Consider the following 23,863-nt stretch of genomic DNA (forward strand, 5'->3'; position numbering starts at 1 on the left):
CCGAGATGAAGGTGAGTGAACCTGATGGCTCGATCACGCAAACTCCGCATCACCGCGACGGCCGTAGTACTGGCTGCTCTCGCGGCCGGTACCGCCAGTACGACGGCGAGCGCGCGGCCCAGTCCCGAGTCGAAGCAGAAGGTCGCCGCGTGTGGCGCGTTCTTCGACGACTTCAACTACAGCTCCCGCACCGACCCGAACTTCACCGGCCACGACTGGAGTGTCCGGACCGGCGGGGGTGGCCCGGGCATCGAGGGCACCTGGACCGCGAGCAACGTGACCTTCCCGGTCGTCGACGGGCAGAAGTCGCTGCAGCTTCGCGCCGCGACCAACGGCACGGTCGGCGGCACCACGCAGTCGCAGGTGCAGCAGAACCAGGAGCGCTTCTTCGAAGGCACCTACGCGACCCGGTTCAAGTTCAGCGACGCCCCGGCCAGCGGCGCCGACGGCGATCACGTCAACCAGACCTTCTACACGATCTCGCCGCTCGACTACGACTGGGAGCCGACCTACAGCGAGCTCGACATCTCGGAGTACCTGCCGAACGGCGGCTGGGGCGAGACCGGCCCGGTCGACTTCATCACCAGCTGGAACACGTACCAGGCCGACCCGTTCGACGGCTGGCGGAAGAGCACCGCGCGCAACTTCAGCCACGCGGGCTGGCACACCCTCGTCACCACGGTCGGCGGCGGCCACGTGAAGTACTACATCGACGGCACGCTGGCCGCCGATCACACCACCGACGGCGCCGGCCACAACGTCTACCCCCGCCGGCCGATGACGCTCAACTACAACGAGTGGTTCATCGACCTGGACGGGCACAGCGGCGGTACCAGCGCCTACGTGCAGTCGGCGGACTGGGTCTACTACGCGAAGAACGAAGTACTGTCGCCGGCGACGGCCGCCGCGCGGGTGAACTCCTACCGCTCTGGCGGCACCACGCACGCGGACACAATCAGCTGCTGAATCAGTGACCCGTCAGTAGTGTGAGACGGCCTCCACGACCCATGGACTTTCGGTCCGGACCTGAGTACGGTCCGTAGCGGCGTCCGCACCACGCCACCGTCGGAGAAGGACCTTACGGTCCTCCTCCCAACTGACGGTGAGGTGCCGCCCGCCAGTGGTGCCTCACTGGTGGATGGGCAAGCAGTTCGTGGCAGCAGCTACGGGCTGATGGGGGCCCGTACACCTAGGTGGGGCGGCCGAGCGCAGTGCGCTCCCGCCCCACCGACTCAATTCTTCTGCGTTCACCCCCAACGCCGTACCGCACCTGTTCGTCTTGATGATTGACAGGGAAGGTGGTGCGCATGGCTGACTGGGAATCCGCGTTCGGCGAGCTGTTGCAGGCTCGCGGTGGCGCGTTGCGGTCCTACGCCTATCTGCTGACCGGCGATACCGCGGCCGCGGGCGACCTGGTTCAGGACGCGTTGTTGAAGGTGTTCAGCCGGCTACGGGTCGGCAGCGACGTGCCACAACTCGAGAGCTACGTCCGGCGAGCGATCCTCAACCAGTACGTCGATGGCCGGCGGCGGGCCAAACTGTGGCGGCAGGCCCAGCACCTGCTGGTGAATCCACCGGTGCACGAGGACGCGGACGTCGGTATCGCCGATGAGGTCCGCAGAGCGTTGTCGACGCTCTCGCCGAAGCAACGGGCCTGCGTCGTCCTCCGGTACTACGAGGACCTGACCGTGCTCGATATCGCGGACCAGCTCGGCTGCTCCGAAGGCACCGTCAAGCGCCACCTGTCCGACGCCCGGACGAAGCTGGCCAGCCAGCTCGGCACGACCGAGGAGAGCATGAGATGACCTCCCACGACTTGAAGGACCTCCTCCAGACCATGGCTGCCGACGGTACCGACCGGGTGTCCGTGGACGAGCAGACGCTGATTCCCCGGATCCGCTCGCGCCGTCGCCGGCGTACCGGAATCGCCGCAGCCATCGCCGCCTCGACGGCGGTTGTCGTCGCCGCGGGCGCGTACGCCGTACTCCCTGGCAGCGAGGAGCCGCCTGCCGCGGCACCTGCTCCGGTGAGGCCGACTGTGACGCTCGCCCCCGATGGTGTTCGGGGATTCGCCTGTGGAGGCGCGCTCACCTCGGCGCTGGCCGGCGACCCGGCGCTGCGCTTCGATCCGGCGACGCCGGTCGCGACGCGAGATGCCACCGGGCGGAGGCTGCGGATGGAGTTCAAGCTGACCAACACGTCGGACAAGAGCCTGGACCTGTTCGGCACCCCGTACGGCCCGTGGGTCGTCGTCGTGAAGGACGGGATCGTCGTCGGCGGCACGTCGGGTGAGGCCCAGCCCGGCAAAAGCTGGCCACTCACTCCTGGGCAGACCGTCAGCCTGGAGAGCGGCTTCTCGGCTTACCGGTGTACGCCTGGTGCAGCGGAAGGAACCGAGCCGCTCGCTCCGGGCAGTTACCAGGTCTACGCGTACAAGGATTTCACGCACAACACCGACACCGGCCGGGACAAGGTGATCGCCGCCGGCGGGCCCTGGACGGTGGAGCTGAAATAGCCGGCATCGGGAGTTTGCCGGATTGTCGGACAAGTTTTGCCGGGGTTTGACGTTCGAACCAGGGGCGGTGGGGGCAGACTGACCTGCGATGCAGTGGTTCCCAACCGCCCCTGGGAGATGCCGTGCCTGCTCTTCGATTAGTACGTCCTGCTGTGGTGATCGGCGTCCTGCTGGCGCTGGTCGGCTTCGGTGTCACCCCGTCGACCGCCGCGACGACGGCCAACCTCACCGTGAGTGCTGCGATCGGGCAGCAGAACGGTTCGGTCGGTACCGTCGTCGGGTACGTGGTCGGCCAGCCGACCGCGGCCAACACGGTGATCCGGAGCGCCTACACCGGCGACACCGCGCTCGCCTTGGCCGATTCGGCTTCGCAGACCTCGACCGGGTCGATGCTGTACGTGCAGATCCCGAGCGCGTTCCGGGCGCAGTACGGGCTGCAGACGAACCCGACTCTGCTGGGCAAGCAGATCACCGTCACCGGGACGCTGACGCCCTACTTCACGCCGCATGCGGGGCTGAAGGATCCGACGGCGTTCAGTGGTGGTGGCGGCTCAGACCCGGGTGATCCAGGCGACCCAGGCGACTACTATGCAGCCGCCTCCGGCAAGACCGGCGCCGCGCTGAAGTCCGCGCTGCACACGATCATCTCGAGCCAGACCAAGCTGACCTACGAGCAGGTCTGGAACGCGCTCAAGGACACCGACCAGGATCCGGCCAATTCCAACAACGTGATCCTGCTGTACTCCGGTCGCTCGCAGGCCAAGAGCACCAACGGTGGTGGCGTCAACGACTGGAACCGCGAACACGTCTGGGCCAAGTCGCACGGTGACTTCGGTACGGCGACCGGTCCGGGTACCGACGTACATCACCTGCGTCCTGAGGACGTGTCGGTGAACTCGGCGCGCGGCAACCTCGACTTCGACAACGGCGGCACGGCCGTGACGGAGTGCCCCGGGTGTACCGCCGATGGCGACTCGTTCGCGCCGCGGGCCGCAGTACGGGGTGATGTCGCGCGGATGATCTTCTACATGGCGGTGCGCTACGAAGGCGACGACGGCTGGCCGAACCTGGAGCCGAACAACTCAGTGAACAACGGCACCGCGCCGTACATCGGCAAGCTCACGGTCCTGAAGGCCTGGAGCGCCGCCGACCCGCCGGACGCGTTCGAGAAGCGCCGCAACCAGGTCATCTTCGACACCTGGCAACACAACCGCAACCCGTTCATCGACCACCCCGAATGGGTCAGCTCGATCTGGCCGTAAGTCGGCCGGCCGTTAGGTTTGATGGCATGAGCCCATCAGTACCGCGCTTCCACCTGGCCATGCCGGTCGACGATCTAGCAGCCGCCGCGGAGTTCTACGGCTCCGTGGTCGGCTGCGATCGCGGCCGCAGCTCCGACACCTGGATCGACTGGAACCTCCGCGGCCACCAGTTCGTCACCCACCTGGCCCCGTCGCGCCCCCAAGCGATCCACAACCCGGTGGACGGCCACGACGTCCCCGTCCCCCACTTCGGCCTGATCCTAGAAATCCCCGACTTCCACCAGCTGGCCGACCGCTTCCGCGCCGCCGGTACCCCCTTCGTCATCGAGCCGTACCTCCGCTTCGAAGGCAAACCCGGCGAACAATGGACCATGTTCCTCCACGACCCAGCCGGCAACGCCCTCGAATTCAAAGCCTTCGCCAACGACGCCGACGTCTTCGCCACCTAACTCACTGTCGCCGAGGTACTCCCCACGCCGGCGCCTCCGCTAGCTCCTGCGTCGCTCACCCGGCGCTGAGCTCCCACCCACCCCGGGGCGCGGGCTCTTCTGTCGCCCGCTTGGTGAAGGCGATCCGTCGTCGACCCAGCACGTGGTGCGCGGCAGTTGCCGTCTGAGCAACTGGCGGGCTCGCCGTCGCCGGGTGTATCCCCACGCTGGCGCCTTCGCTCGCTCCTTCGTCGCTCACACGGCGCTGAGCTCCCACCCACCCCGGGGCGCGGGCTCCTCCGTCGCCCGCTTCGCGAAAGCAGAGGTGGTCGCCATGGATCCCGATCGCAGGGCTGGCCACGGCCTCGCAGCCCAGGCATCCCCGGTCGCAGGGCTGAGCGTCGTTTGCAGCGCATGGGCGCCGTCACGATGGCTGGCGGTCCATGGCTGCCCGACAGGCGATCGCAACGTCCCCACCTCGGCGGGACGGTCCGTCGTAGACACAACCGGTGTTGCAGGCGGCGACCGCCCACCCTGCCCTCCAGTTCGTCGCCCCCTCGACAACGCCCGTTGTACTCGGCTGGCTTGGGCCGTCCCATCTGCCGCGTGGCGAATCGTCGAGCCCTTTGACAACTCGGCTCTTTGGCGGGTGTGACCTCAGCGTCTCTGCTCGGCGACGAGGTCGCTCACCGGACCGTCCGCGGGGGTTGGTATCGGGGCGGGCCGCTTGGGACGGCTGGGCGCCGTGACCTTGCCCTCGGCAACTAAGCGATCCAGCCTGCTCGCTGCCCGGATCGGCACGAGTTGCGCCACAGGCTTGCCGTGGCGGGTGATCGTGAAGGTGCGCCCCTGGCTTACATCTTCGAGGTAGCGGCCGAGGCCTACGCGTAGTTGCTGGAAGCCGAGCGTGTCCACCGGATCTCCTTCGTGGCTGGTGGATTGAGCCTAAGGAGCACCGATGCGGGCGGCCCAGGGCAGATCGCGGGGCAAGATGGGGCAGGTTGGATGGCGAAGACTTCGGTCTGTCCCGCTCGACAGGACATAGTCGCCAGATCCCGCTCCAGCTTCGCCTTCTCAGGCGGAGAACCCCAGCAATCGGACACTACGTCCTGTCGAGCGGGACGCCGACGTGGCGATCAGCCGACGACGGCGAGCCCCGCCAGTCGCTCAGACGGCAACTGCTCCGCACCACCTGTTGGGTCGACGACGGATCGCCTTCGCCAAGCGGGCGACGGAGGAGCCCGCGCCCCCGGGATGGGTGGGAGCTCAGCGCCGTGTGAGCGACGCAGGAGCGAGCGGAGGCGCCGGCGTGGGGTCTTGAGGCGGAGGGTTTCCAGCAGGCTCGAATGCCTCGGGTGAGGACCTTGGGGACACCTAGCGTCGACGGTATGGCGAGCAAGACGAGCTATCGGGATGTGTTTCAGGTTCGAGAGTTTCGGGTGATGTGGCTGGCTGAGTTGCAGTCGGTGGCTGGGGATCAGTTGGCTCGGGTGGCGTTGTCGATGTTGGTGTTCACCGATACCGGGTCGGCGGCCTTGACCGGGCTCACCTATGCGTTGACGTTCGTGCCTTCGCTGCTCGGCGGGATCTTTCTGACCGGGCTGGCGGATCGGTTTCCGCGGCGTGAGTTGATCATGTGGATCGACGGGCTGCGCGGATGTCTGGTGCTGCTGGTGGCGATCCCGGTGATGCCGTTCTGGTTGTTGTGCGTGCTGGTCGGGATCGTGTCGTTGCTCCAGCCGGTGTTCAAATCGGCGCAGGTCGCGCTGCTGCCCGAGGTACTGGGTGAGGGACGGTTCGCCACCGGGATGGCGATCCGGAGTATCACCATTCAGTCCGCCCAGATGGCAGGGTTCGCGGGCGGCGGGCTGTTGATCGCGCTCTTCAACCCGTACGTCGTACTGGCGATCGACGCCGTCACCTTCTTCGGCTCCGCGTTCCTGATCCGCTCCGGACTGAAGCCACGTCCGGCAGCCGACCGAGGAGGTGCGGATGGTGGTACCGGCGTACGGCGATCGTGGCGGGCGTCGGCCGGGGAGACCTGGGGACTGTTGTTCGCGGATCGCGGGATGCGTGCACTAGTCCTGATGCTCTGGCTGATGGCGCTCGTCGCGGTCTACGAGGGGATGGCTGCGCCGTACGCCGCTGTGTTCGGCGGCAGCTCGGTGATGGTCGGGCTGATCCTGGCCGCCGATCCGCTGGGGAGTGTGATCGGGGCGTTCCTGTTCAGCAAGTACGTTCCCGAGGAACGGCGGCCGAAGTTGCTCGGGCCGCTCTCGATTCTGGCGGCCGCTCCGGTGGCGGTGTGCCTGCTGCGGCCGGGGCTGGTGGCGTCGATCATCTTGTTCGTGGTGGCCGGTGGGTTCGGCACGATTGTCGTGATGCAGACGACGACGTCGATGACGGTCATGCTGCCGGATGCGCGGCGTGGGCAGGCGATCGGCATGTCCAACTCGGGGCTGACCACGGCGACCGGCGTCAGCCCGCTCTTCGCCGGAGTACTGGCCGACAAGACCGATGCGGTCCAGGCGGTGGGTTGGTTCGGCGCGGCCGGTGTACTCGCCGCGATCCCGCTCGCCGTCCTCTGGCAGCGTGCGAACCAGTCGGAGTCTGTCCCAGCGACCGATTGATACAACTTCCACTGAATACAGCTTTCGATGTACAGTCGCGGCTGTGGACACGATCAGTCGTAGCGAGGTGCTGGCTCGGTTCGGTCATGCGCTGTCGGATCCGACCAGGACGCAGGTGATGCTGGTCCTGACCGAAGGCGCGAGCTACCCGGCTGACTTGGCTGAGCGGATCGGCGTCAGTCGGCAGTCGCTCTCCAATCACTTGGCTTGTCTTCGTGGTTGCGGTCTGGTGGTCGCAGAACCCGAAGGCCGGCGGACCCGCTACGAACTGTCCGACCCAGCTCTCGGTACCGCCCTCGCTCAACTCCTCAACGTCGTCCTGGCAGTCGACCCTGCCTGCTGCCGCCCCGACGCAACAGGTGAGTGCCGATGACCGAAGCCACAAACACCCCTCGCCAGCTCCCCGCGATCGGCGAGCCACGTCTCCTCCCTCTTGCCACTCCACAGCCGTCTGCGGCGGAGGTCGCGAGGCGTCGGCAGTTGGGGCGGCGGGCTCAGGTGCTGGCTGGGGTAAGCGTTAGTTACAACGTGGTCGAGGCTGGAGTGGCGATTGCTGCCGGCACTGTCTCGGGGTCGGTGGCGTTGGTCGGGTTCGGGTTGGACTCGATAGTCGAGGTCGCCAGTGGGCTGATCATCTTGTGGCAGTTCCGGAGTCCGATGCCGGAGACGAGAGAGCGCCGGGCGCTGCGGCTGATCGCGTTGTCGTTCTTCGGGCTCGCGCTGTACGTCTCCATCGAGTCCGTACGATCCTTGCTCACCGGTTCGACCCCCGACTCCTCGACGGTGGGGATCGGCCTGGCCATCGCCTCGCTGATCGTCATGCCGGTGCTGTCGGCCGCGCAACGGCGTACCGGCAAAGCTCTGCAATCCAACGCGGTAGTTGCCGACGGCACCCAAACCCTGCTGTGCACCTACTTGTCAGCGGTGCTCCTGGTAGGCCTCGTGCTCAACGCGACGCTCGGCTGGTCCTGGGCGGATCCGATCGCCGGACTTGTCATCGCCGCGATTGCCCTGCGCGAAGGAATCCAAGCCTGGCAAGGCAAAGGCTGCTGCGCCCCCAACAGCACAGCCCACGCCTGCGAAGACGGCTGCTGCTGACTATCCGTTGACCCGGAACGTAGTGTTCCCGACCTGCCGGGTAGAGGTGACCCTGCCCGGCACATGCTGCCCAACCGGCTGAGTGATCGCCGGCGCCGGCGTACCAGGCAAGGCGACTCCAGAATGCGCGGCCGACTGCCCAACCCGCGTCTGGACCCAGTCCTGCAACCCGGGATCAGCCAGCGATACCCGCGACCCGTTCGGGCTCTCCCGCAGCATCCCGCGAGCAACCAACCCTTGCCGCGCCGCATCCACCTCTTGCCACTTGCCCGGCCCGGCCGCCTGCGTCTCGCCCGCCATCGCCATTCCGCGCGGTCCCCGTACTGCGACCTTCGCCAGCAACTCCTTCTCCGCCGGCGAGCAAGTGTTCCAAGCAGCCTGGTAGAACACCCGAGCCTGATCGTTCACCCGAGCCGTCGCCGCCTTCGCCACATCGACCGTGATCCCCTGCGGCGGCTGCGCGAACTGCAGCGCCGTCTCGGACAGATCCCGCAACCGGCTCGGACTGCCATTGGCCGACTTGAGCAGGTTGTCCACCGCCTCCGCCTGGTACGGAATCCCGTGCCGGCGCAGCGGATCCGTCACGGTCGGCCGCAGCTCGTCGTCCATCAGCGGCGCACATTCCCGTACGTCGAAACGCCCCGTGACACCAGTAGCGATCCCGGACATCCCACCGGACGCAGCCATCAGCCGAGTCGCAGCCATCTCGCCACCCGCCCCGACGAGGTACACCCGCTGCCCCTTGCGCTCCAGATGCGCCGACAACTCGGTCAATGCCGCCAGATCCCGCTCGGACGCGACATCGAGATTGTCGACCATCAGCATCACCGGCTGGCCCTTCTTGGCGGCCAGCTCGCCAAGGTTGTCGGCGAGCTGATTGAGCGTGCTGCCGACCCCGTCCTTGCCCGGCGCCTCCCATTGCTTCTTCACCACCGCTTGCACCGGCGCGACCCCGAAACGCAGTTCGGCGCCGCGTTGCTCGCTGCGGCTGCGCTGGGTGAGGTCCCGAAGCGTCTTCTTCAGCTTGCGCAGCGCGAAGTACCCGTGCTGTTTGCGAAGCCCACCGAGATCCTCGCTGACCGCCCGGACGAACCGGTTCTCCAGCGGCTCCCGCGGAGACGCGTCGACCCGGACGGCGATCCAGCCTCGCTGCTGCGCAAAGGCCTGCGCGCGGTCCAGTTCGAGGCTCTTGCCCATCCCGGGCGCGCCGGTGAACAGCACCGAGTTGCCCTCGGGTTCGCGCAGGTCGAGCGAGATCGGCCGGCCCAGCCGATCGGTCCGGGTGACCATGGAGGCCGGGCGCCGGGGCGTGCCGAAGACGCGACTCATGCACCCAGCCAACGCCGTGCAGCGGGCCGGCACGCGATCTCCAGATGAACATCCGGACAGCCGGCGCTGAACCCCTCAGAACACTTGATGCGGCCGGAAGCCGAAAAGTTGCGCTCAATAGCCAACTAATTCTTTTTCACCGGAAATACCCAGAATAATTCACCGTACCCTGGGATGTTTGCTCTTCCCGTGCCATTCTGCGCAAATGAGCACAAGGTTTCGGATGGCAATAACCGCATTGGCAGGAATGGTGTCGATACTGGTGGCGGCGCCCGCCACAGCGATGCCCACGGCGGCTCAGTCGCCCGACCCGAGGCTGACCGTCACGGCCGTGACGCTGGGCCGGACGGCGGTCGCCGTCTCCGGCCTCAACCGGGTCTCAGTGCCGGTCACGGTCAAGGCGGGCTACAACTCCGACGACCCGATCTATGCGAACACCCTGCTGAACGTGTTCCTGCAGCGGACCGGTGGGATCGGCGCGGTCCCGCTGATGGTCGCCGGACACCTGACCCGTACCGCCGGAACGCTGAAGAACGGCACCTGGACCGGCACCGTCGACGTGCCCTCGACCGCGAACGGGACCTTCCACGTGTTCGGCGTGCTGGCCGGCGAAACCCTTGACGGCTCGGACGGCAGCTCGACCACCGAGACGCTCTTCAACGGGCCGAACATCGCGGTCACCGGGCTGCACCAGCCGAAGCTCGGCGTCTCGGTGATCCCGAGGGTGGTGCCGTTCGGCTCGGGCTTCCAGGTCAAGGCCGCCATCTACGACTCGACGACCGGCAAGCCCTACAGCAGCCGGATCCTGCTCCAGATCGCGAACGAACATCTGTGCATCGAGTACGACGCCGGCTCGAAGTACACCGATGCCGCCGGCATTCTGTTCGCTTCCTTCCCGGCCGCTGCCGCTGACTACGTGACCTGTGTCCGGGTGCGCGGCAAGTTCTTCGACACCCTGGGGACAACCTTCGTCGTGCGCCGGCCCGGCATCGTCAGCGCCGTCCCGTCGAAGACCAGCGCGAAGGTCGGCACGATCGTCCCGGTCAACGGCTCCGTGCGCGGTGCACCGGCCGGCTGTGCGGTTGTCCTACAGCGCCTGTACGCCGGAACGCAATGGCGCGGCGTGAGTACCGGAATTGTCCGCAGCAGCGGCCGCCTCACCGTCAATGCTCAACCGCCGTACGTCGGCAACGTCAGCTACCGGGTCTCCTTGCCGACCTGCAACAACTACCAAGCCGGAGTCAGCAAGACCTTCGTGATCAGGGGAATCTGATGCGCATTCGAAGTACTCGGGCGGTGATCGCGGCGCTGGCCGTGATCGGGTCGGCGCTGGTCGCGTTGCCCGCGGCGCAAGCGATGCCGCCGGATCCGGACCTGTCGGTGACGAGCGTGACGCTGGCGCGTACGTCGGTCGCCGTCTCGGGGATGAACCTCTACCCGGTACCAGTGACGCTCAAGGCCAGCTACCCGCCGAGTAGTCCGCCGACCGCCCACAAGGTTCTCGCGGTCATTCTCGAGCGCTCGGGCGGTGTCGGTCCGCTCAACCTGATCGTCGCCGGAAACCTGGTGCGGACCGTCGGTACGGCGCAGAACGGTACCTGGACGGGCAATCTCAACGTCCCGTCGACGGCCAACGGAACCTTCAAGGTCAGCGGGGTGGTCGAGGGGGACAGCTACACCGGCGATGACGGCAGCAAGCCCGGCCCGACCTCGTTCGCGGGCCCGAGCATCGCGATCCGTGGCGTCCACATCCCGAAGATCGGTGTCTCGGTGGTCCCGCGAGTGGTGCCCTTCAACGCGGCGTACCAAGTCAGAGCTGCCATCTACGACTCCGCGACCGGTAAGGCCTACGGGACCCGCATCCTGTTGCAGGTCGTCCGGAGCAACCTCTGCGCCGAGTACGACGCCGGATCCAAATACACGAACACGGCCGGGCTCCTGGTCACGAACTTCGAGGGCTCGGGGGGAGACGTCAACCATTGCGTCCGCGTCCGCGGTCCGTACGTGGACCAGCTGGCCTTCCACTTCTACCCGCTCCGGCCGGGCATCGTCAGCGCCGCACCGGTGAAGACGAGCGCGCCCGTCGGCGAGGTTGTACTCGTCAACGGTTCTGTCAAAGGGGCGTACTTTCCGACGCCGCGCCCGGTGACACTGCAGCGGCTCTACGGTTCCGTGTGGCGCGGGGTCAGCAGTTCGACGGTTCGGCAGAGTGGCCGGATCACGCTGACGGCGCAGCCGCCGTCGGTCGGGAACTTCACTTACCGGGTGTACCTGCCGGCCTTCGCCTATTACCAAGCCGGAGCCAGCAAGACCTTCGTGATCCGCGGGACCTGAGGGCCGTTGGGCGGAGTGGGTTAGCCTAACTTAGGTATGCCTAACTCATTCCGCCCGACCGTCGAGAGGACCGTGCTCGCGTGAGTACCCCCGCACCCCGTAACCGCCGCGCCAAGCTGGGGGTCGTCCTCAGGACCGAGCGCGTCACCCCGCACATGATCAGGGTGGTGCTGCGTTGCGACGACTTCGTCGACAACGGCACCACCGACCACTACGTGAAGCTCCTCTTCCTGCAGCCCGGAGTGGAGTACCCGGAGCCGCTCGACATGGGTGAGGTCCGCGAGAAGCTGCCGTCCGACCAGTGGCCGACGATGCGGACGTACACCGTCCGCTCGTGGGACGAGGCCGGCAAGGAACTGACGATCGACTTCGTCCACCACGGTGACGAGGGCATCGCCGGTCCGTGGGCCGCGGCCGCTCAGCCTGGCGACAAGCTCTGGTTCAACGGTCCCGGTGGTGCGTACTCACCGCAGGAGACCGCCGCCTGGCACCTGCTGGTCGGTGACGAGAGCGCGCTGCCGGCGATCGGCGCCGCCATCGAGGGCCTCCCGGCGGGCGCGCACGCCAAGGTGTTCGTCGAGGTCGAGGACGAGACCGAGGAGCAGAAGTTCAGCGGCTCCGGCGAGGTCGAGCTGACCTACGTGCACCGCGCCGGCGCGACCGGCGAACGCGGCGACGGCCTGGTCGCGCTGGTCGAGGCGCTGGAGTTCCCGCCCGGCGACGTCCAGGTGTTCGTCCACGGCGAGGCAGGCTTCGTACTGCGGTTGCGCAAGCACCTCTTCGGCGAGCGTGGGCTCCCGCGCGGCCAAGTCTCGCTGTCCGGCTACTGGCGACTCGGCAAGAACGAGGACGGCTGGCAGGCCGAGAAGGCCGACACCGCCCGCAAGGAACGCGAAGCCGCCGGCAACTGATCCGTCCGGCCGGATGATTCCCAGCTGCTCTGGCGTTGTCGCCTCTGGGGGACAACTTCAGAGGAGCAGACGTGAAGATCGGCATCATCGGCAGCGGCAACATCGGTGGCACCCTGACCCGACGGCTGAGCGCGCTCGGTCATGACGTCTCGGTGGCGAACTCGCGCGGACCCGAGTCCCTGCGAGACCTCGCCGCCGAGACCGGCGCGACCCCGGTCGAGGTGAGCGAAGCCGCCAACGGCGCGGAGCTCGTCGTCGTGACCATTCCCGAAGGCAAGGTGCCGGCGCTGCCGGCCGGGCTGTTCGACGGTGCGGCCCAGGGGTTCGTGGTCGTTGATACAGGCAACTACTACCCGCAGCGCGACGGCCGGATCGCGGGCATCGAGGACGAGGGCCGGACCGAGAGCGCCTGGGTCGCCCAGCAGCTCGGGCAGCCGGTGATCAAGGCCTTCAACAACATCATGTCCCAGCACCTGCTGGAGAACGGCGTCGCGTCCGGCACGCCGGGCCGGATCGCGCTCCCGGTCGCCGGCGACGACCAGCAGGCCAAGGAGAAGGTGTTCCGCCTGATCGACGAGCTCGGCTTCGACGCAGTCGACACCGGCACCCTCGCCGACTCCTGGCGCCAGCAGCCGGGCTCACCGGTCTACGGCGCAGACGCAGACGCAGACGGGGTCCGCAAACTCCTCGCCGAAGCCACCCCCGACCGCCAGGCCGCCTTGAAGGGCTGAACCAGGTTCAGCGGGCCATCCGCCGTTCGAGGATCTCGGCGATGGCCGGCGCCTCGTTCTGCGGGAGTACCCAGTCCTCGCCCTGCGCTTGCAAGATGAGCGCAGGGCCGGGGCTGCTCGCCGGAGCCAGCTTCATCGCCACCGGGTACCTGAGCCGCTCAGCGCCCGACAGCGTCACCGCATGGACTCCGGTGACAGCGGCGAGCGGGTAGGACTTCTCCCGTACGGTGCTCTGTCCGTCAACGGTCTGCAGCACCATCTGCTCGTGCAACGTGACCCGGTCAGCCCCGACGGACAGCCGCAGCCGGGTCAGCCCGCGCATCCGGAAGCTCAACTCGTACTCCGAATCCGCCAGCTCCGCGATCGCCGGGCTCATCAAAGCGCGGAAGGCGTAGCGCCCGAAGCCCGAGCCGAGGATGGTACCGACGATCGTGATCGGCAGCGACCACAGCGCCAGCGAGCCAGCGCCGAGCACATCCGCATCGAACGTGGTGAACAGCGCCGTCACGCCCCCGAGCAGGAACCCGGCCTGAGGCCAGCGAGCAGGCGTGTAGCGGCTCTTCCCCAGCCGCCACCACCCGACGGCCAGCGCCGCGAGCGGAACAAGCGCACCCACCCACTTCACCGCGCCCTCATCGGAGGACGCGGTGATCCACAGGACCAGGCCGAGGAAGATCAGCGGGATGCCGAGATAGATGAACGACACAACCAGTTGCGCCTGCCGCTGCCTTGCCTCGAGTGAGCTCACCCGGAAAACCCAAGCACAGAGACCGACAGGCTCCTAAAGTTGCCAGCGATGACCGCGCTCTTCGAAGTACCGGCCCCGCTCTACAAGACCCTCTCCGACCAACTCGCGTGGCTCGAGGCCTCGCCCGCGCTGGCGGCGGAGTACCTCAAAAGCTGGCAGTTGCGCCTCGACGGCAAGCCTCTGCACGGGATGGCCTCGGTCGTCCTGCCGGTCGTCCGCGCCGACGGCACCCCGGCGATGCTCAAGCTCCAGCCGTTCACCGACGAGAACAAGGGTGAGGCGCTCGGCCTGAAGACCTGGAGCACCGACGACGTGGTCGAGGTGCTCGACGACGATCCCGCGACCGCCACGATCCTGCTCGAGCGGCTCGAACCACGCTCGCTCGCCGACGTCCCCGACGACACCGAGGCGACGACGATCCTGGCCGAGTTGCTCGGCCGGCTGTGCGTAGTACCGGCTCCGCCCGGGCTGCGGCGGCTGGACGACATCGTCGCCGAGATGCTGGCCGACGCGACCAGGCTGATCCCGCGCCTGGCCGACCCCGACCAACAGTCCCTCGTACGCCGGTACGCGGCACAGGCGACTGAATTGGTCCAAGAGCCAGGCGACCGACTCCTCCACTGGGACCTCCACTACGAGAACGTGCTCGCCGCCCAGCGAAAGCCCTGGCTGGTGATCGACCCGAAGCCGCTCGCCGGCGATCCGTGCTTCGAGCTGCTGCCGGTGCTGCACAACCGCTGGGACGACCTGGTGGCGACCGGTGACCTGCAGAACGCGATCCGGCGACGCTTCGACCTGATGCTCGAGGTGACTGGGCTGGAGCGCGAGCGTGCCGTCGGCTGGACGATGGTCCGGATCCTGCAGAACGTGCTCTGGGACCTCGACGGCGCCGAGGACGAGCGCGAGGACGAGGTCGATCCACATCAACTGGAAATCGCCCGTGCATTGACCCGCTGAGGATGCTTACATAATTACATGACTACGCCGACGGTATACGAGTGGGCAGGCGGTGCGGAGGCGTTCCGCCGGCTGACCGAGGTGTTCTACGACAAGGTCCTGGTGGATCCGATCCTCGCGCCGGTCTTCGCGCACATGAGCGACCAGCACAAGGAGCACGTGGCGATCTGGCTGGGCGAGGTGTTCGGCGGCCCGAGCCGGTACACCGATGAGCTCGGCGGCTACCCCGCGATGCTCGGTCATCACCTGAACCTCGGCCTCACGGAGGAGCAGCGCTCCCGCTGGGCCGCCCTGATCGCCGCCAGCGCTGACCCGGCCGGCCTCCCCGCCGATCCGGAGTTCCGCTCGGCCTTCGTCGCGTACATCGAGTGGGGCACCCGCATCGCGCTCGCCAACTCGCAGCCGGGCGCCACCCCGCCGCCGAAGGCCCCGGTTCCCCACTGGGGCTGGGGCGAAGCACCGCCGTACCAGCCCTGATAGTTGTGACATAACCGTGCCGCCAAGGGCTTTTGCCGCGGTGACCCCGGGGTAAGACCAGGTAAAGGTTGCAGTGTCAGACACCCGTCGGGGGAATCAGGGAACCAGGGCTTCGATATTGTCGGCGGTTCACGACGAACCCGGTGGCCGGGATGCGAGGGTGAACCATAGTGACCGCTCAGCTCGAGTACCCCGACTTGCAGGACAGCGAGGCGCTGCTGTCGATCCAGGGTCTGTGGAAGGTGTTCGGGCCGAAGGCGGCCCGGGTCCCCCGCCGGCCGGAGCTGGCGGCGCTCAGTCGCGCCCAGCTGCTCGACCAGACCGGCTGCACCGCGGCCGTCCGCGATCTGAGCTTCGACGTCGCCCCTGGTGAGGTCTTCGTCGTGATGGGCCTGTCGGGTTCCGGCAAGTCGACGCTGGTCCGCTGCCTGACCCGGCTGATCGAGCCGACGGCCGGCAGCATCTTCTTCGAGGGCGAGGACCTGCGCGCCGCCGACGAGAAGCGGCTGCGGACGCTGCGCCGGAGCAAGTTCTCGATGGTTTTCCAGCACTTCGGGCTGCTCCCGCACCGCAAGGTGATCGACAACGTCTCGTACGGGCTCGAGGTCCGCGGCGAGAGCAAGCCGGACCGCAAGCGTCGGGCACAGGAGGTCATCGACCTGGTCGGCCTCCGTGGCAACGAGAACCTGTACCCCGAACAGCTCTCCGGCGGCATGCAGCAGCGGGTTGGCCTGGCTCGCGCGCTCGCCTGCGACCCGGACGTGCTGCTCTTCGACGAGCCGTTCTCCGCGCTCGACCCGCTGATCCGCCGGGAGATGCAGACCGAGGTCGTCCGGCTGCACCAGGAGGTCGGCAAGACGATGGTCTTCATCACCCACGACCTGAACGAGGCGCTCAAGCTCGGCGACCGGATCCTGCTGATGCGCGACGGCGAAGCGGTCCAGCTCGGTACCGGCGACGAGCTCGTCGGGGCTCCGGCCGACGACTACGTGCGCGACTTCGTCCGCGACATCCCCCGGGCTGACGTCCTCACCCTGCGCTGGATCGTCCGCCAGCCGCGCGACGGCGAGGAGCTGGCCAACCTCGAGCTCGGCCCCGACGTCCTGGTCCGTGAGGCGACCCGGCAGGTGCTGGAGTCGCCGCACCCGGTCAAGGTCGTCGCCGACGGACAGTTGCTCGGCGTGATCGGCGACGAGGAAATCCTCGCCGTGGTCGCGGACCGGAACACCTCCGCCTGACATGGCGTCCATCACCGGCAACGTAGAGCTCCACGTCCGCAAGCCGCGGCGTGGGGTGATCGTCGGCGTCCTGCTGGTCGTCTGGGTCGCCGCCTGGTTCGTGCTGAAGGGCGTCAACACGCTCGCGCTCGGCGGGCAGGAGACCACGGGGCTGCACCGCTGGCTGACCGACCATCGCGACTTCCTGGGCAGCGGCAACGTGGTCCTCGACGGGATCCGGGGCGCCGTCGACCAGCTCGTCATCCTGCTGCAGGCGGTCATCTCGCAACCGTCGTACGGGCGGCCGGTTCCGGTGATCGGGTGGCTGGGGGTCGTGGCGGTCTCGGCGTACCTGGCCTGGGCCTTCGGGAACTGGAAGGTCGCGCTGCTGACCGCGGGCGGGCTGACCTTCCTCGGGCTGCAGGGGTTGTGGCAGGAGAGCATGGACACGCTCTCGCTGACCATCGCCGCTGTGCTGCTCGCCCTGCTGGTGGGCATCCCGCTCGGTATCTGGGCGGGACTGTCGAATCGGGTCTTCAAGGTCGCGACGCTGATCCTCGACCTGATGCAGACGCTGCCGACCTTCGTGTACCTCGCGCCGCTCACGCTCTTCTTCGCGATCGGCCCGGCCGCTGCGACGATCGCGACGCTGATCTACGCCGCGCCACCGGTGGTCCGGCTGACCGCGCACGCGATCCGTTCGGTACCGCGCGAGAGTGTCGAGGCGGCACGCTCGCTCGGCTCGTCGGGTGGGCAGACGCTGATGAAGGTGCTGCTGCCGATGTCGCGCAGTACGGTCGTCGTCGGCATCAACCAGACGATCATGGCCGCGCTGTCGATGGTGACGGTGGCCGCGCTGATCGACGCGCCCGGTCTCGGGCAGACGGTGCTGAAGGCGCTCCAGACGCTCGACGTCGGTGTCGCGTTCAACGCCGGCCTGGCGATCGTCGTACTGGCCATCGTGCTCGACCGGGTGACCACTGCTGCCGGCGACCGGCCTTGGCGTACTGCGAGCCTGCGGCGCAAGGTGCTGCTCGGCGTCGGTGCCGCGGCCGTGTTGGTGGCGGTCTGGTTCTCGCGGACCTACGTGTGGGCGGCCGAGTTCCCGACCGGTGCGAATGTCGGTTCGAAGATCGCGGTCGCGGCGGCTGATGCCACCAACTGGGTGCAGGACGTCTTCGGCGGGTTCACGTACGGCGTCCGCGACGCGGTCACCAAGGGCGTGCTCAACCCGCTCGAGGGGTTGCTGACCGAGTCGCCCTGGTGGCTGGTGGCTGCGGTGATCGTCGCGCTGGCCGCCCTGCTGGGGAGCTGGCGGGGCGCAGTACCGGCTGCTGTTTGTCTTGGTCTGCTGGTTGCGACCGGGGTGTGGCACGACAGCATGGTCACGTTGGCGTCGACGCTGCTCGCCACCGTCGTGGTCGTCGCCGTCGGGCTCGTGCTCGGCGTGTGGACCGGGCGCAACCATCGCGCGGACAGCTGGCTCCGGCCTGTACTTGACGCCGGCCAGACGATGCCGCCGTTCGTTTACCTCGTACCTTTCCTGGCGCTGTTCGGGGCCAGCCGGTTCACCGCGATCGCGGCGGCTGTCGTCTTCGCCGTACCGGTGACCACCAAGATCGTTGCCGACGGCATCCGAGCGGTGCCGGTCGCGACCGTTGAGGCGGCCAACTCGGTCGGCTCCAGCACCTGGCAGGTGATCAGCAAGGTGCAGTTGCCGGTGGCCCGCCGGGCGATCACGCTGGCGGTGAACCAGGGGCTGATCTACGTACTCTCGATGGTCGTCGTCGGCGGCCTGGTCGGCGCGGGCGCACTCGGGTACGACGTCGCCGCCGGCTTCGCGCAGAGCGAGCTGTACGGCAAGGGACTCGCCGCCGGGCTGGCCATCGTGCTGCTCGGCGTGATGCTCGACCGGATCACGCAGGCCGCGGCCGCGCGTACCCGGAAGTACAAGGGAAGATCTAGAGGAGACAACCTGTGGTGACCAACAAGCTCCGTACTGCTGGAGTGCTGACCGCCCTGGCGCTGGCCCTGACTGCCTGTGGCGGTGCGAAGGTCGGATCCGACAAGCCGGCCGCCGGCAGCAGTGGCAAGGAGTGCGGCACCTTCAACCTGACCGTCAGCCCGTGGGTCGGGTACGAGGCGAACGCGGCCGTCGTCGCGTACGTCGCGACCAAGGAGCTCGGCTGCAAGGTGGTGAAGAAGAACCTCAAGGAAGAGATCGCCTGGCAGGGCTTCGGTACCGGTGAGGTCGACGTGAACCTGGAGAACTGGGGTCACGAGGACCTGAAGAAGAAGTACATCGAGACCGACAAGGTCGCGGTCGAGGCCGGGTCCACCGGGGTCAAAGGCGTGATCGGCTGGTACGTGCCGCCGTGGATGGCGGCCAAGTACCCCGACATCACCGATTCGAAGAACCTGAACAAGTACGCCGACCTGTTCAAGACCTCGGAGTCCGGCGGCAAGGGCCAGCTGCTCGACGGCGACCCGTCGTACGTGACGTACGACGAGGCGCTGGTGAAGAACCTGAACCTGAACTACAAGGTGGTGCAGAGCGGGAGCGAGACCGCGCTGATCCAGGCCTTCCGGGACGCGGAGAAGAACAAGAAGGCGTTGCTCGCCTACTTCTACCAGCCGCAGTGGTTCTTCGACGAGGTCAAGCTGGCGAAGATCAACCTGCCGGCCTACAAGGCCGGTTGTGATGCGGTTCCGGCGAAGGTCGCCTGCGACTACCCGCCGTACGACCTGGACAAGATCGTCTCGAAGAAGTTCGCCGACTCGGGCAGCCCGGCGTACGACCTGGTGAAGAAGTTCAACTGGACCAACGACGACCAGAACGTGGTGGCGAAGTACATCGCCGAGGACAAGATGACCCCGGACGCGGCCGCCGAGAAGTGGGTCAAGGACAACCAGTCCAAGGTCGACGCCTGGCTCGGCAAGTAGGTCTTAGAAGATGCCCGGTCCGGGAGTCAGGATTCCGGCCGGGTCTGTTGTGTGCTTGACCTGTTGAAGGTGTGGCCAGCGGTCGCCGTAGTGGTCGGCCCAGTCGGCCTGGGTGAAGGCGACCGATTCGATCGGGTACCGCGTGCCGCCGAGCGCGCGGGCCCGGTCGTACAGGCGGCGATTCCTCGCCAGCAGGTCTTCGCTGAAGGTGGCCGTGGCGGTCATCAGGGTGAAGAGATAGACCCAGTCGCTGTCGTCTTGCTCCGGCAGGCGAAGCGATGGCCGGGTCAGCTTGGCGCGGCGGTGGGCGTAGAGCAGGACGAAGCCGCCGTCGCCGATGTCGTCGGGGGTGAGGCCTTGGACCACCTCGGTGACGTAGCGCTCGGCGTGCGTCTCCGGTAGCCAGACGGTGAACCAGGGCTTGGCCCGGTGGTCCCAGTCGAGCGCTTCGCGGAGTTGTTCGACCGCGACGTCGATCCGGGTGACGTGCGGGAGGAAGTCGTTGTCGCTGATCGCGGTTTCGGTGGGGGTGAGATCTCGTAGTACGTGCTGGTCGTCGGGCGGCGTCGCAGTCTCGTGGAAGGTGAAGGCGCTGAGGTGCTGGCCGTCGCCGAACTCGCCGTACAACTCGCTGACCTCTGAACGGTGCAGCAGAGTCCGGAAATCCCGGAAGAACTCGCTCATCTCCGAATACGAAAGCTCATGGCCCCGCACCCGCTCCGGCGCGATCCCCAGCCGAACAGTCGCTCTGGTGATGATCCCGTACTGTCCCAGCCCGGCCAGCACGGCCTCAAAGAGCTCCTTGTCGTGCTCAGCAGAACATGTCCGCAGCTCGCCGGTGCCGGTGACCACCTCCAGCTCGATCACCGAGTCGACCTGGCCCCCCGACTGGATCGCCGGTGGGATCCCACCCAGCGAGAGCGTGCCGCCGAGGGTGAGCCCGAGGAAGCCGGTGAGTGCCGGTGGAGCCAGCCCTTTCGCGTGTGCCGCGTTGGTGAGCTGCAGCCAGTCGACGCCGGCGTCGACGATCGCGTAGTCGTCGCCGATCTCGTGGATGGTGTTGAGCGCCGTCATGTCGATCAGCACGCCGTCGGTGAGGCCCTGGCCGTCGGTGGTGTTGGCGAGACCGCGGGCGACGACTGGGATGCCTTGTTGTGCGCAACGCCTGACGATCTCCTGGATGTCCTCGACGGAGGCCGGCCGGAGCACGCCTTGCGGCACCTTCGTCCGGTACCTCCCGGCATCCTGCGACACTCGCTCGCGGCTGGCTAGGTCGACTGAGTACTCACCCTGCAAGGAGACCTCCGGCGTACAGGTTGAAGGGCCGTTGAGCTTGTTCGGGGCCACCGGCAATTATCACGCGGCGCGCGAGCAACGCCGACGACACGCCGGAAATGTGGCCGGACCGGGTAGCGTCGGTTCCATGATCATCGTGACAGCTGCACTGAAGGGCGGGGTAGGTAAGACAACCACGTCGGTGTATTTGGCCGCGCTGGCATCTTCCAACCGTCGCACAGCCACCCTCATCGACGCCGACCCGCAGGGGAGCGCCGCGGACTGGATCGCCGACTCCGACGACGAGCACCTGGCCAGGATCGAGATCGCCGAGGCGCCGACCGAGCGGCTCCTGACGAAGGCGCTGGACCGGGTGCCACCGGAAGGCATCGGGGTGGTGGACATGCCCCCCTCCCACGAACGCCTCCTGAACAAGGCGCTGGAACGAGCCCGGATGGTGGTCATCCCCACCCGAGTAGGCGGCGTAGAAACCCCACGGGTGAAGGCCGTCCTGGAGCTGGTCCCCAAAGAAATCCCGGTCGGCCTGGTGATCTGCTCGGCCCGCACCTACACGCGTTCCTACCAAGAAGCCATGCAGCAGTACGCCGAGGAAAACATCCCCGTCTGGGGCACCATCCCCGAACGAGTCTCCATCACCGCAGGCCCCACCGGCCCCCTAGCCGAAGACGGCCTGGAGTCCTACCGCAAAGTCTGGCGAAAAATCCTAGCCGCCGCCCGCAGCTAGCCGCCGCCCGCAGCTAGCCGCCGCCCGCAACTAGCCACCCCGGCGCCGCCCTTCCCCCACCCGGAAGGGCGGCCCCGCACGCCCCACCACCACCCGCCCACCCGGCTCGTGGCGCTGGCCGCCATCTCGCACCTCGAAGCAGCCCGACCTCAGCCCACCCACCTCAGGGCTCGTGGCGCTACGCGCCACCTCGCGCCAGGAAGCACAGCCCTCGGCCCGCACCTCCAGTCAGGCTCGTGACGCTTCGCGTCACCTCGCACTCCAGAGCAGGCTCAGGCAACACCGCCCGCCTGGGCTCGTGGCGCTGGGCGCCACCTCGCGGCAGGGAACAGGCCCGCACCTCGCCGTCGGGCTCGTGGCGCTGCGCGCCACCTCGCGTTCTGTAGTACAGCGAGGCCCGCAGCACTGCGCCCACCTAGGCTCGTGACGCTTCGCGTCACCTCGCGAGCTGGATAAACGGCGGAAGCGGCTCCCCCTCGCCACAACACCACCCGGCCGGCCCCCGGCTCGTGGCGCCGGGCGCCAGCTCGCACCACGAAGCAGACTGCCCGGCCCACCCACGCCCTCACCGGGCTCGTGACGCTATGCGTCACCTCGTGGGTCTGCAAGGTGAGGTGCTCGCGGCTGGGATGTGTTCCGCTCGACAGGAAGTAGTCGGTTTCGGCGCGTCCGTCGGGCGCCGGCTGGGCGTGGGGAGAGGGCGGATCGGCGAGTACCTCCTGTCGAGCGGGACATAGGAGGCAGGGAGCTACGGGCCGGGTGGTCGGCTTGTAGCGCCGCAGGTTGGAGACGAGGGTGCCGATCGTCGGCGACGGCCTGCAGTCAGATCTCGGCGCGAGCCTGAGGAATGGGAGCCAAATACCCCCGATAAGGGTTAATAACCACCCCAAGTGCCCACTGAGAATCTCCGCGAAAGAGCGGCCGGATGGAGGTGGCGGCGGGGAGGTAGGCGGTGGTGTGCAGCGCGGGTTAGCGGCTGAGTGGGGGTTCGCCTCGGACGTAGGAGCGGATGACCGTGGCGGCGGCGCCTCGGGCCCAGTCGTCGAAGGTGTGGGAGCGGAGCATCAGGCGGCAGTCGCCGGCGGCTCCGAAGGCGTGTTCGGCGAAGGCTTGGCGCATGCGTTGGTCGTAGAGGTCGTAGTCGGCGACCCCTTCACCGGCGATGACCACCAGTTCGGGGCCTACCAGGTTGACCATGGCGGCCAGGGCCGAGCCGATGACTTCGCCGGCCCGGTCGAAGGCTTCGCGGGCGTGGTCGTCGCCGTTGTGGGCCAGGTCGATCGCGCCGGCGAGGTCCAGGTCCGGCTGACCAGTGGTCTCCCGTACTCGCGCCAGAATCGCGTCCGACGACGCGACCGTCTCCACACAACCCCGTCGTCCACAAGTACAGACAAGATCCCCCGGCGCCAACGGCAGATGCCCGAGCTCGCCCGAGACCCCGTGCGCCCCGGACACCACCTCGCCGTTGATGTAGAGCCCGCACCCGACCCCGGACCCGATCGTCACCACCGCGAACGAATCCGCGTCGACCCCGACGCCGAACCAGTGCTCAGCAACCGTCAGCGCGCGAACATCGTTCGTCACGACAACCGGCACCTTCAGCTGATCCGAGAGCAAGGCAGCAAGAGGCACGTCCCGCCACCCCATGAACGGCGAGTCCCGCACCACCCCGTGGGCAGCGTCGACATCACCCGAGACCGCGACCCCGATCCCGATCAGCGGCCCGGCCGGGTCGGCAGGATCGTCGAGCGTCTCGATCAGTTCCTTGGCCAGCTCGGCCAGCCGCTTGATCACCGACTCCGCCGACGTGTCGGTCACCTGCTGGTGCCGTACCGCGCGAATCCCCGCCCGGAAGTCCGTCGTCACGCCGATCAGATCGGTCGGCGTCACCTTCAGCCCGATCACCGAGATGCTGTCCGGTACCACCGTCAGCGGACTCACCGGCCGCCCGATCCCCAGCTCGACCCGGGTCCCACTCACCTCGTCAGCCGGTACTGCGATCAGCTGGTCGGTCACGAAGCCCGCCTCGATCAGCGGCGCGACCGCCTTGGTGACGGCGGCTTGGGAGAGTCCGGTGCGCCGGGCGATCTCGACCCTAGGGATCGGTCCCTGGGTCAGAATCCTGGTCAGCACCTCGACCCCCGCCGGAGTAGCGAGAGGCAGCGGGCGGTTCGGGCGCAACGGCACAGGACCAAACTACCGGCGTCCGGCGCCTTTCATCGCTCCGGGCGCACCTCTCAGCGCAAAACAGTGCGAATCACCG

23 protein-coding genes are annotated in these 23,863 nt (G+C 67.7%); 18 read left to right on the top strand and 5 right to left on the bottom strand.

Translation table 11 applies throughout. The annotated features are described in order from the left end of the window. Positions 1-24 precede the first annotated feature (24 nt). The 5 genes from OHA70_RS12025 to OHA70_RS12045 all read left to right on the top strand — a co-directional run bounded on the left by OHA70_RS12025 (position 25) and on the right by OHA70_RS12045 (position 4,226). The gene (locus tag OHA70_RS12025; RefSeq protein WP_328331674.1) at positions 25-966 is read left to right on the top strand and encodes a glycoside hydrolase family 16 protein; all 942 of its coding nucleotides are present in this window, start codon (positions 25-27) and stop codon (positions 964-966) included. 341 nt (positions 967-1,307) lie between these two features. Further along, positions 1,308-1,805 carry an RNA polymerase sigma factor gene (locus tag OHA70_RS12030; RefSeq protein WP_328331676.1) on the top strand — a complete coding sequence of 166 codons (498 nt, stop codon included), beginning with the start codon at positions 1,308-1,310 and terminating at the stop codon, positions 1,803-1,805. Next, complete coding sequence (locus OHA70_RS12035) at positions 1,802-2,515, top strand: hypothetical protein (RefSeq protein ID WP_328331678.1); 714 nt, start codon at positions 1,802-1,804, stop codon at positions 2,513-2,515. Before OHA70_RS12030 ends, OHA70_RS12035 begins: the two co-directional genes overlap by 4 nt. A 122-nt stretch (positions 2,516-2,637) precedes the next feature. Beyond that, on the top strand, positions 2,638-3,777 hold the full coding sequence (locus OHA70_RS12040; RefSeq protein WP_328331680.1) for an endonuclease: 1,140 nt from the start codon (positions 2,638-2,640) through the stop codon (positions 3,775-3,777). A gap of 26 nt (positions 3,778-3,803) precedes the next feature. Further along, on the top strand, positions 3,804-4,226 hold the full coding sequence (locus OHA70_RS12045; RefSeq protein WP_328331682.1) for a VOC family protein: 423 nt from the start codon (positions 3,804-3,806) through the stop codon (positions 4,224-4,226). 636 nt (positions 4,227-4,862) lie between these two features. Here OHA70_RS12045 and OHA70_RS12050 read toward each other — a convergent pair. Next, the gene (locus OHA70_RS12050) at positions 4,863-5,120 is read right to left on the bottom strand and encodes a type II toxin-antitoxin system Phd/YefM family antitoxin (protein ID WP_328331684.1); all 258 of its coding nucleotides are present in this window, start codon (positions 5,118-5,120) and stop codon (positions 4,863-4,865) included. Positions 5,121-5,593: 473 nt separating this feature from the next. Between OHA70_RS12050 and OHA70_RS12055 the strand changes: the two genes are divergently transcribed. From OHA70_RS12055 to OHA70_RS12065, 3 genes are read left to right on the top strand one after another with little or no spacing between them, the layout of a single operon-like run. Beyond that, positions 5,594-6,835 (top strand): MFS transporter, encoded by a 1,242-nt coding sequence (locus OHA70_RS12055; RefSeq protein ID WP_328331686.1) that lies wholly within the window; start codon positions 5,594-5,596, stop codon positions 6,833-6,835. A gap of 43 nt (positions 6,836-6,878) precedes the next feature. Beyond that, complete coding sequence (locus OHA70_RS12060; protein WP_328331688.1) at positions 6,879-7,208, top strand: ArsR/SmtB family transcription factor; 330 nt, start codon at positions 6,879-6,881, stop codon at positions 7,206-7,208. Next, positions 7,205-7,933 (top strand): cation diffusion facilitator family transporter, encoded by a 729-nt coding sequence (locus OHA70_RS12065; protein ID WP_328331690.1) that lies wholly within the window; start codon positions 7,205-7,207, stop codon positions 7,931-7,933. Before OHA70_RS12060 ends, OHA70_RS12065 begins: the two co-directional genes overlap by 4 nt. Here the strand turns inward: OHA70_RS12065 and OHA70_RS12070 are convergent, their stop codons facing one another. Next, on the bottom strand, positions 7,934-9,262 hold the full coding sequence (locus OHA70_RS12070) for an ATP-binding protein (RefSeq protein WP_328331692.1): 1,329 nt from the start codon (positions 9,260-9,262) through the stop codon (positions 7,934-7,936). Positions 9,263-9,467: 205 nt separating this feature from the next. Between OHA70_RS12070 and OHA70_RS12075 the strand changes: the two genes are divergently transcribed. The 4 genes from OHA70_RS12075 to OHA70_RS12090 all read left to right on the top strand — a co-directional run bounded on the left by OHA70_RS12075 (position 9,468) and on the right by OHA70_RS12090 (position 13,238). Beyond that, positions 9,468-10,535 (top strand): hypothetical protein, encoded by a 1,068-nt coding sequence (locus OHA70_RS12075; RefSeq protein WP_328331694.1) that lies wholly within the window; start codon positions 9,468-9,470, stop codon positions 10,533-10,535. Continuing rightward, positions 10,535-11,596 (top strand): hypothetical protein, encoded by a 1,062-nt coding sequence (locus OHA70_RS12080; RefSeq protein WP_328331696.1) that lies wholly within the window; start codon positions 10,535-10,537, stop codon positions 11,594-11,596. The genes OHA70_RS12075 and OHA70_RS12080 overlap by 1 nt, the downstream gene beginning before the upstream one ends. An 80-nt stretch (positions 11,597-11,676) precedes the next feature. Continuing rightward, positions 11,677-12,507, top strand: coding sequence for a siderophore-interacting protein (locus OHA70_RS12085; protein ID WP_328331698.1), 831 nt, complete (start codon positions 11,677-11,679; stop codon positions 12,505-12,507). A 35-nt stretch (positions 12,508-12,542) separates the two neighbouring features. Then, positions 12,543-13,238 (top strand): NADPH-dependent F420 reductase, encoded by a 696-nt coding sequence (locus OHA70_RS12090; protein ID WP_442913884.1) that lies wholly within the window; start codon positions 12,543-12,545, stop codon positions 13,236-13,238. A gap of 7 nt (positions 13,239-13,245) precedes the next feature. On the opposite strand, the gene OHA70_RS12095 is transcribed toward OHA70_RS12090, so the two are convergent. Beyond that, positions 13,246-13,986, bottom strand: coding sequence for a hypothetical protein (locus OHA70_RS12095; protein WP_328331702.1), 741 nt, complete (start codon positions 13,984-13,986; stop codon positions 13,246-13,248). Positions 13,987-14,034: 48 nt separating this feature from the next. Between OHA70_RS12095 and OHA70_RS12100 the strand changes: the two genes are divergently transcribed. From OHA70_RS12100 to OHA70_RS12120, 5 genes are all read left to right on the top strand, one after another. Then, positions 14,035-14,943: an aminoglycoside phosphotransferase family protein gene (locus tag OHA70_RS12100; protein WP_328331704.1), complete on the top strand. Its 909-nt coding sequence runs from the start codon at positions 14,035-14,037 to the stop codon at positions 14,941-14,943. 18 nt (positions 14,944-14,961) lie between these two features. After that, entirely contained in the window at positions 14,962-15,420 is a 459-nt protein-coding gene (locus tag OHA70_RS12105; protein WP_328331706.1) for a group II truncated hemoglobin, read from the top strand. Positions 15,421-15,590: 170 nt separating this feature from the next. Further along, positions 15,591-16,658: a quaternary amine ABC transporter ATP-binding protein gene (locus OHA70_RS12110; protein WP_328331708.1), complete on the top strand. Its 1,068-nt coding sequence runs from the start codon at positions 15,591-15,593 to the stop codon at positions 16,656-16,658. A gap of 1 nt (position 16,659) precedes the next feature. After that, positions 16,660-18,621, top strand: coding sequence for an ABC transporter permease subunit (locus tag OHA70_RS12115; RefSeq protein WP_328331711.1), 1,962 nt, complete (start codon positions 16,660-16,662; stop codon positions 18,619-18,621). Then, the gene (locus OHA70_RS12120) at positions 18,618-19,580 is read left to right on the top strand and encodes an ABC transporter substrate-binding protein (protein ID WP_328331713.1); all 963 of its coding nucleotides are present in this window, start codon (positions 18,618-18,620) and stop codon (positions 19,578-19,580) included. Before OHA70_RS12115 ends, OHA70_RS12120 begins: the two co-directional genes overlap by 4 nt. A 3-nt stretch (positions 19,581-19,583) precedes the next feature. Here OHA70_RS12120 and OHA70_RS12125 read toward each other — a convergent pair whose 3' ends face one another. Beyond that, positions 19,584-20,927, bottom strand: coding sequence for an FAD-binding protein (locus OHA70_RS12125; RefSeq protein WP_328331714.1), 1,344 nt, complete (start codon positions 20,925-20,927; stop codon positions 19,584-19,586). A gap of 76 nt (positions 20,928-21,003) precedes the next feature. Between OHA70_RS12125 and OHA70_RS12130 the strand changes: the two genes are divergently transcribed. After that, complete coding sequence (locus tag OHA70_RS12130; protein ID WP_164597010.1) at positions 21,004-21,600, top strand: ParA family protein; 597 nt, start codon at positions 21,004-21,006, stop codon at positions 21,598-21,600. 969 nt (positions 21,601-22,569) lie between these two features. On the opposite strand, the gene OHA70_RS12135 is transcribed toward OHA70_RS12130, so the two are convergent. Further along, on the bottom strand, positions 22,570-23,787 hold the full coding sequence (locus OHA70_RS12135; protein ID WP_328331719.1) for an ROK family transcriptional regulator: 1,218 nt from the start codon (positions 23,785-23,787) through the stop codon (positions 22,570-22,572). Positions 23,788-23,863: the final 76 nt, after the last annotated feature.

The organism is Kribbella sp. NBC_00382, from assembly GCF_036067295.1.
Classification (GTDB): Bacteria; Actinomycetota; Actinomycetes; order Propionibacteriales; family Kribbellaceae; genus Kribbella.

Bases quoted from the DNA above. Each gene is read 5' to 3' on its own strand.
- OHA70_RS12025 (WP_328331674.1), top strand. From the start codon at position 25: ATGGCTCGATCACGCAAACTCCGCATCACCGCGACGGCCGTAGTACTG.
- OHA70_RS12115 (WP_328331711.1), top strand. From the start codon at position 16,660: ATGGCGTCCATCACCGGCAACGTAGAGCTCCACGTCCGCAAGCCGCGG.
- OHA70_RS12080 (WP_328331696.1), top strand. From the start codon at position 10,535: ATGCGCATTCGAAGTACTCGGGCGGTGATCGCGGCGCTGGCCGTGATC.
- OHA70_RS12035 (WP_328331678.1), top strand. From the start codon at position 1,802: ATGACCTCCCACGACTTGAAGGACCTCCTCCAGACCATGGCTGCCGAC.
- OHA70_RS12055 (WP_328331686.1), top strand. From the start codon at position 5,594: ATGGCGAGCAAGACGAGCTATCGGGATGTGTTTCAGGTTCGAGAGTTT.
- OHA70_RS12065 (WP_328331690.1), top strand. From the start codon at position 7,205: ATGACCGAAGCCACAAACACCCCTCGCCAGCTCCCCGCGATCGGCGAG.
- OHA70_RS12105 (WP_328331706.1), top strand. From the start codon at position 14,962: ATGACTACGCCGACGGTATACGAGTGGGCAGGCGGTGCGGAGGCGTTC.
- OHA70_RS12100 (WP_328331704.1), top strand. From the start codon at position 14,035: ATGACCGCGCTCTTCGAAGTACCGGCCCCGCTCTACAAGACCCTCTCC.
- OHA70_RS12045 (WP_328331682.1), top strand. From the start codon at position 3,804: ATGAGCCCATCAGTACCGCGCTTCCACCTGGCCATGCCGGTCGACGAT.
- OHA70_RS12075 (WP_328331694.1), top strand. From the start codon at position 9,468: ATGAGCACAAGGTTTCGGATGGCAATAACCGCATTGGCAGGAATGGTG.
- OHA70_RS12130 (WP_164597010.1), top strand. From the start codon at position 21,004: ATGATCATCGTGACAGCTGCACTGAAGGGCGGGGTAGGTAAGACAACC.
- OHA70_RS12070 (WP_328331692.1), bottom strand. From the start codon at position 9,262: ATGAGTCGCGTCTTCGGCACGCCCCGGCGCCCGGCCTCCATGGTCACC.
- OHA70_RS12030 (WP_328331676.1), top strand. From the start codon at position 1,308: ATGGCTGACTGGGAATCCGCGTTCGGCGAGCTGTTGCAGGCTCGCGGT.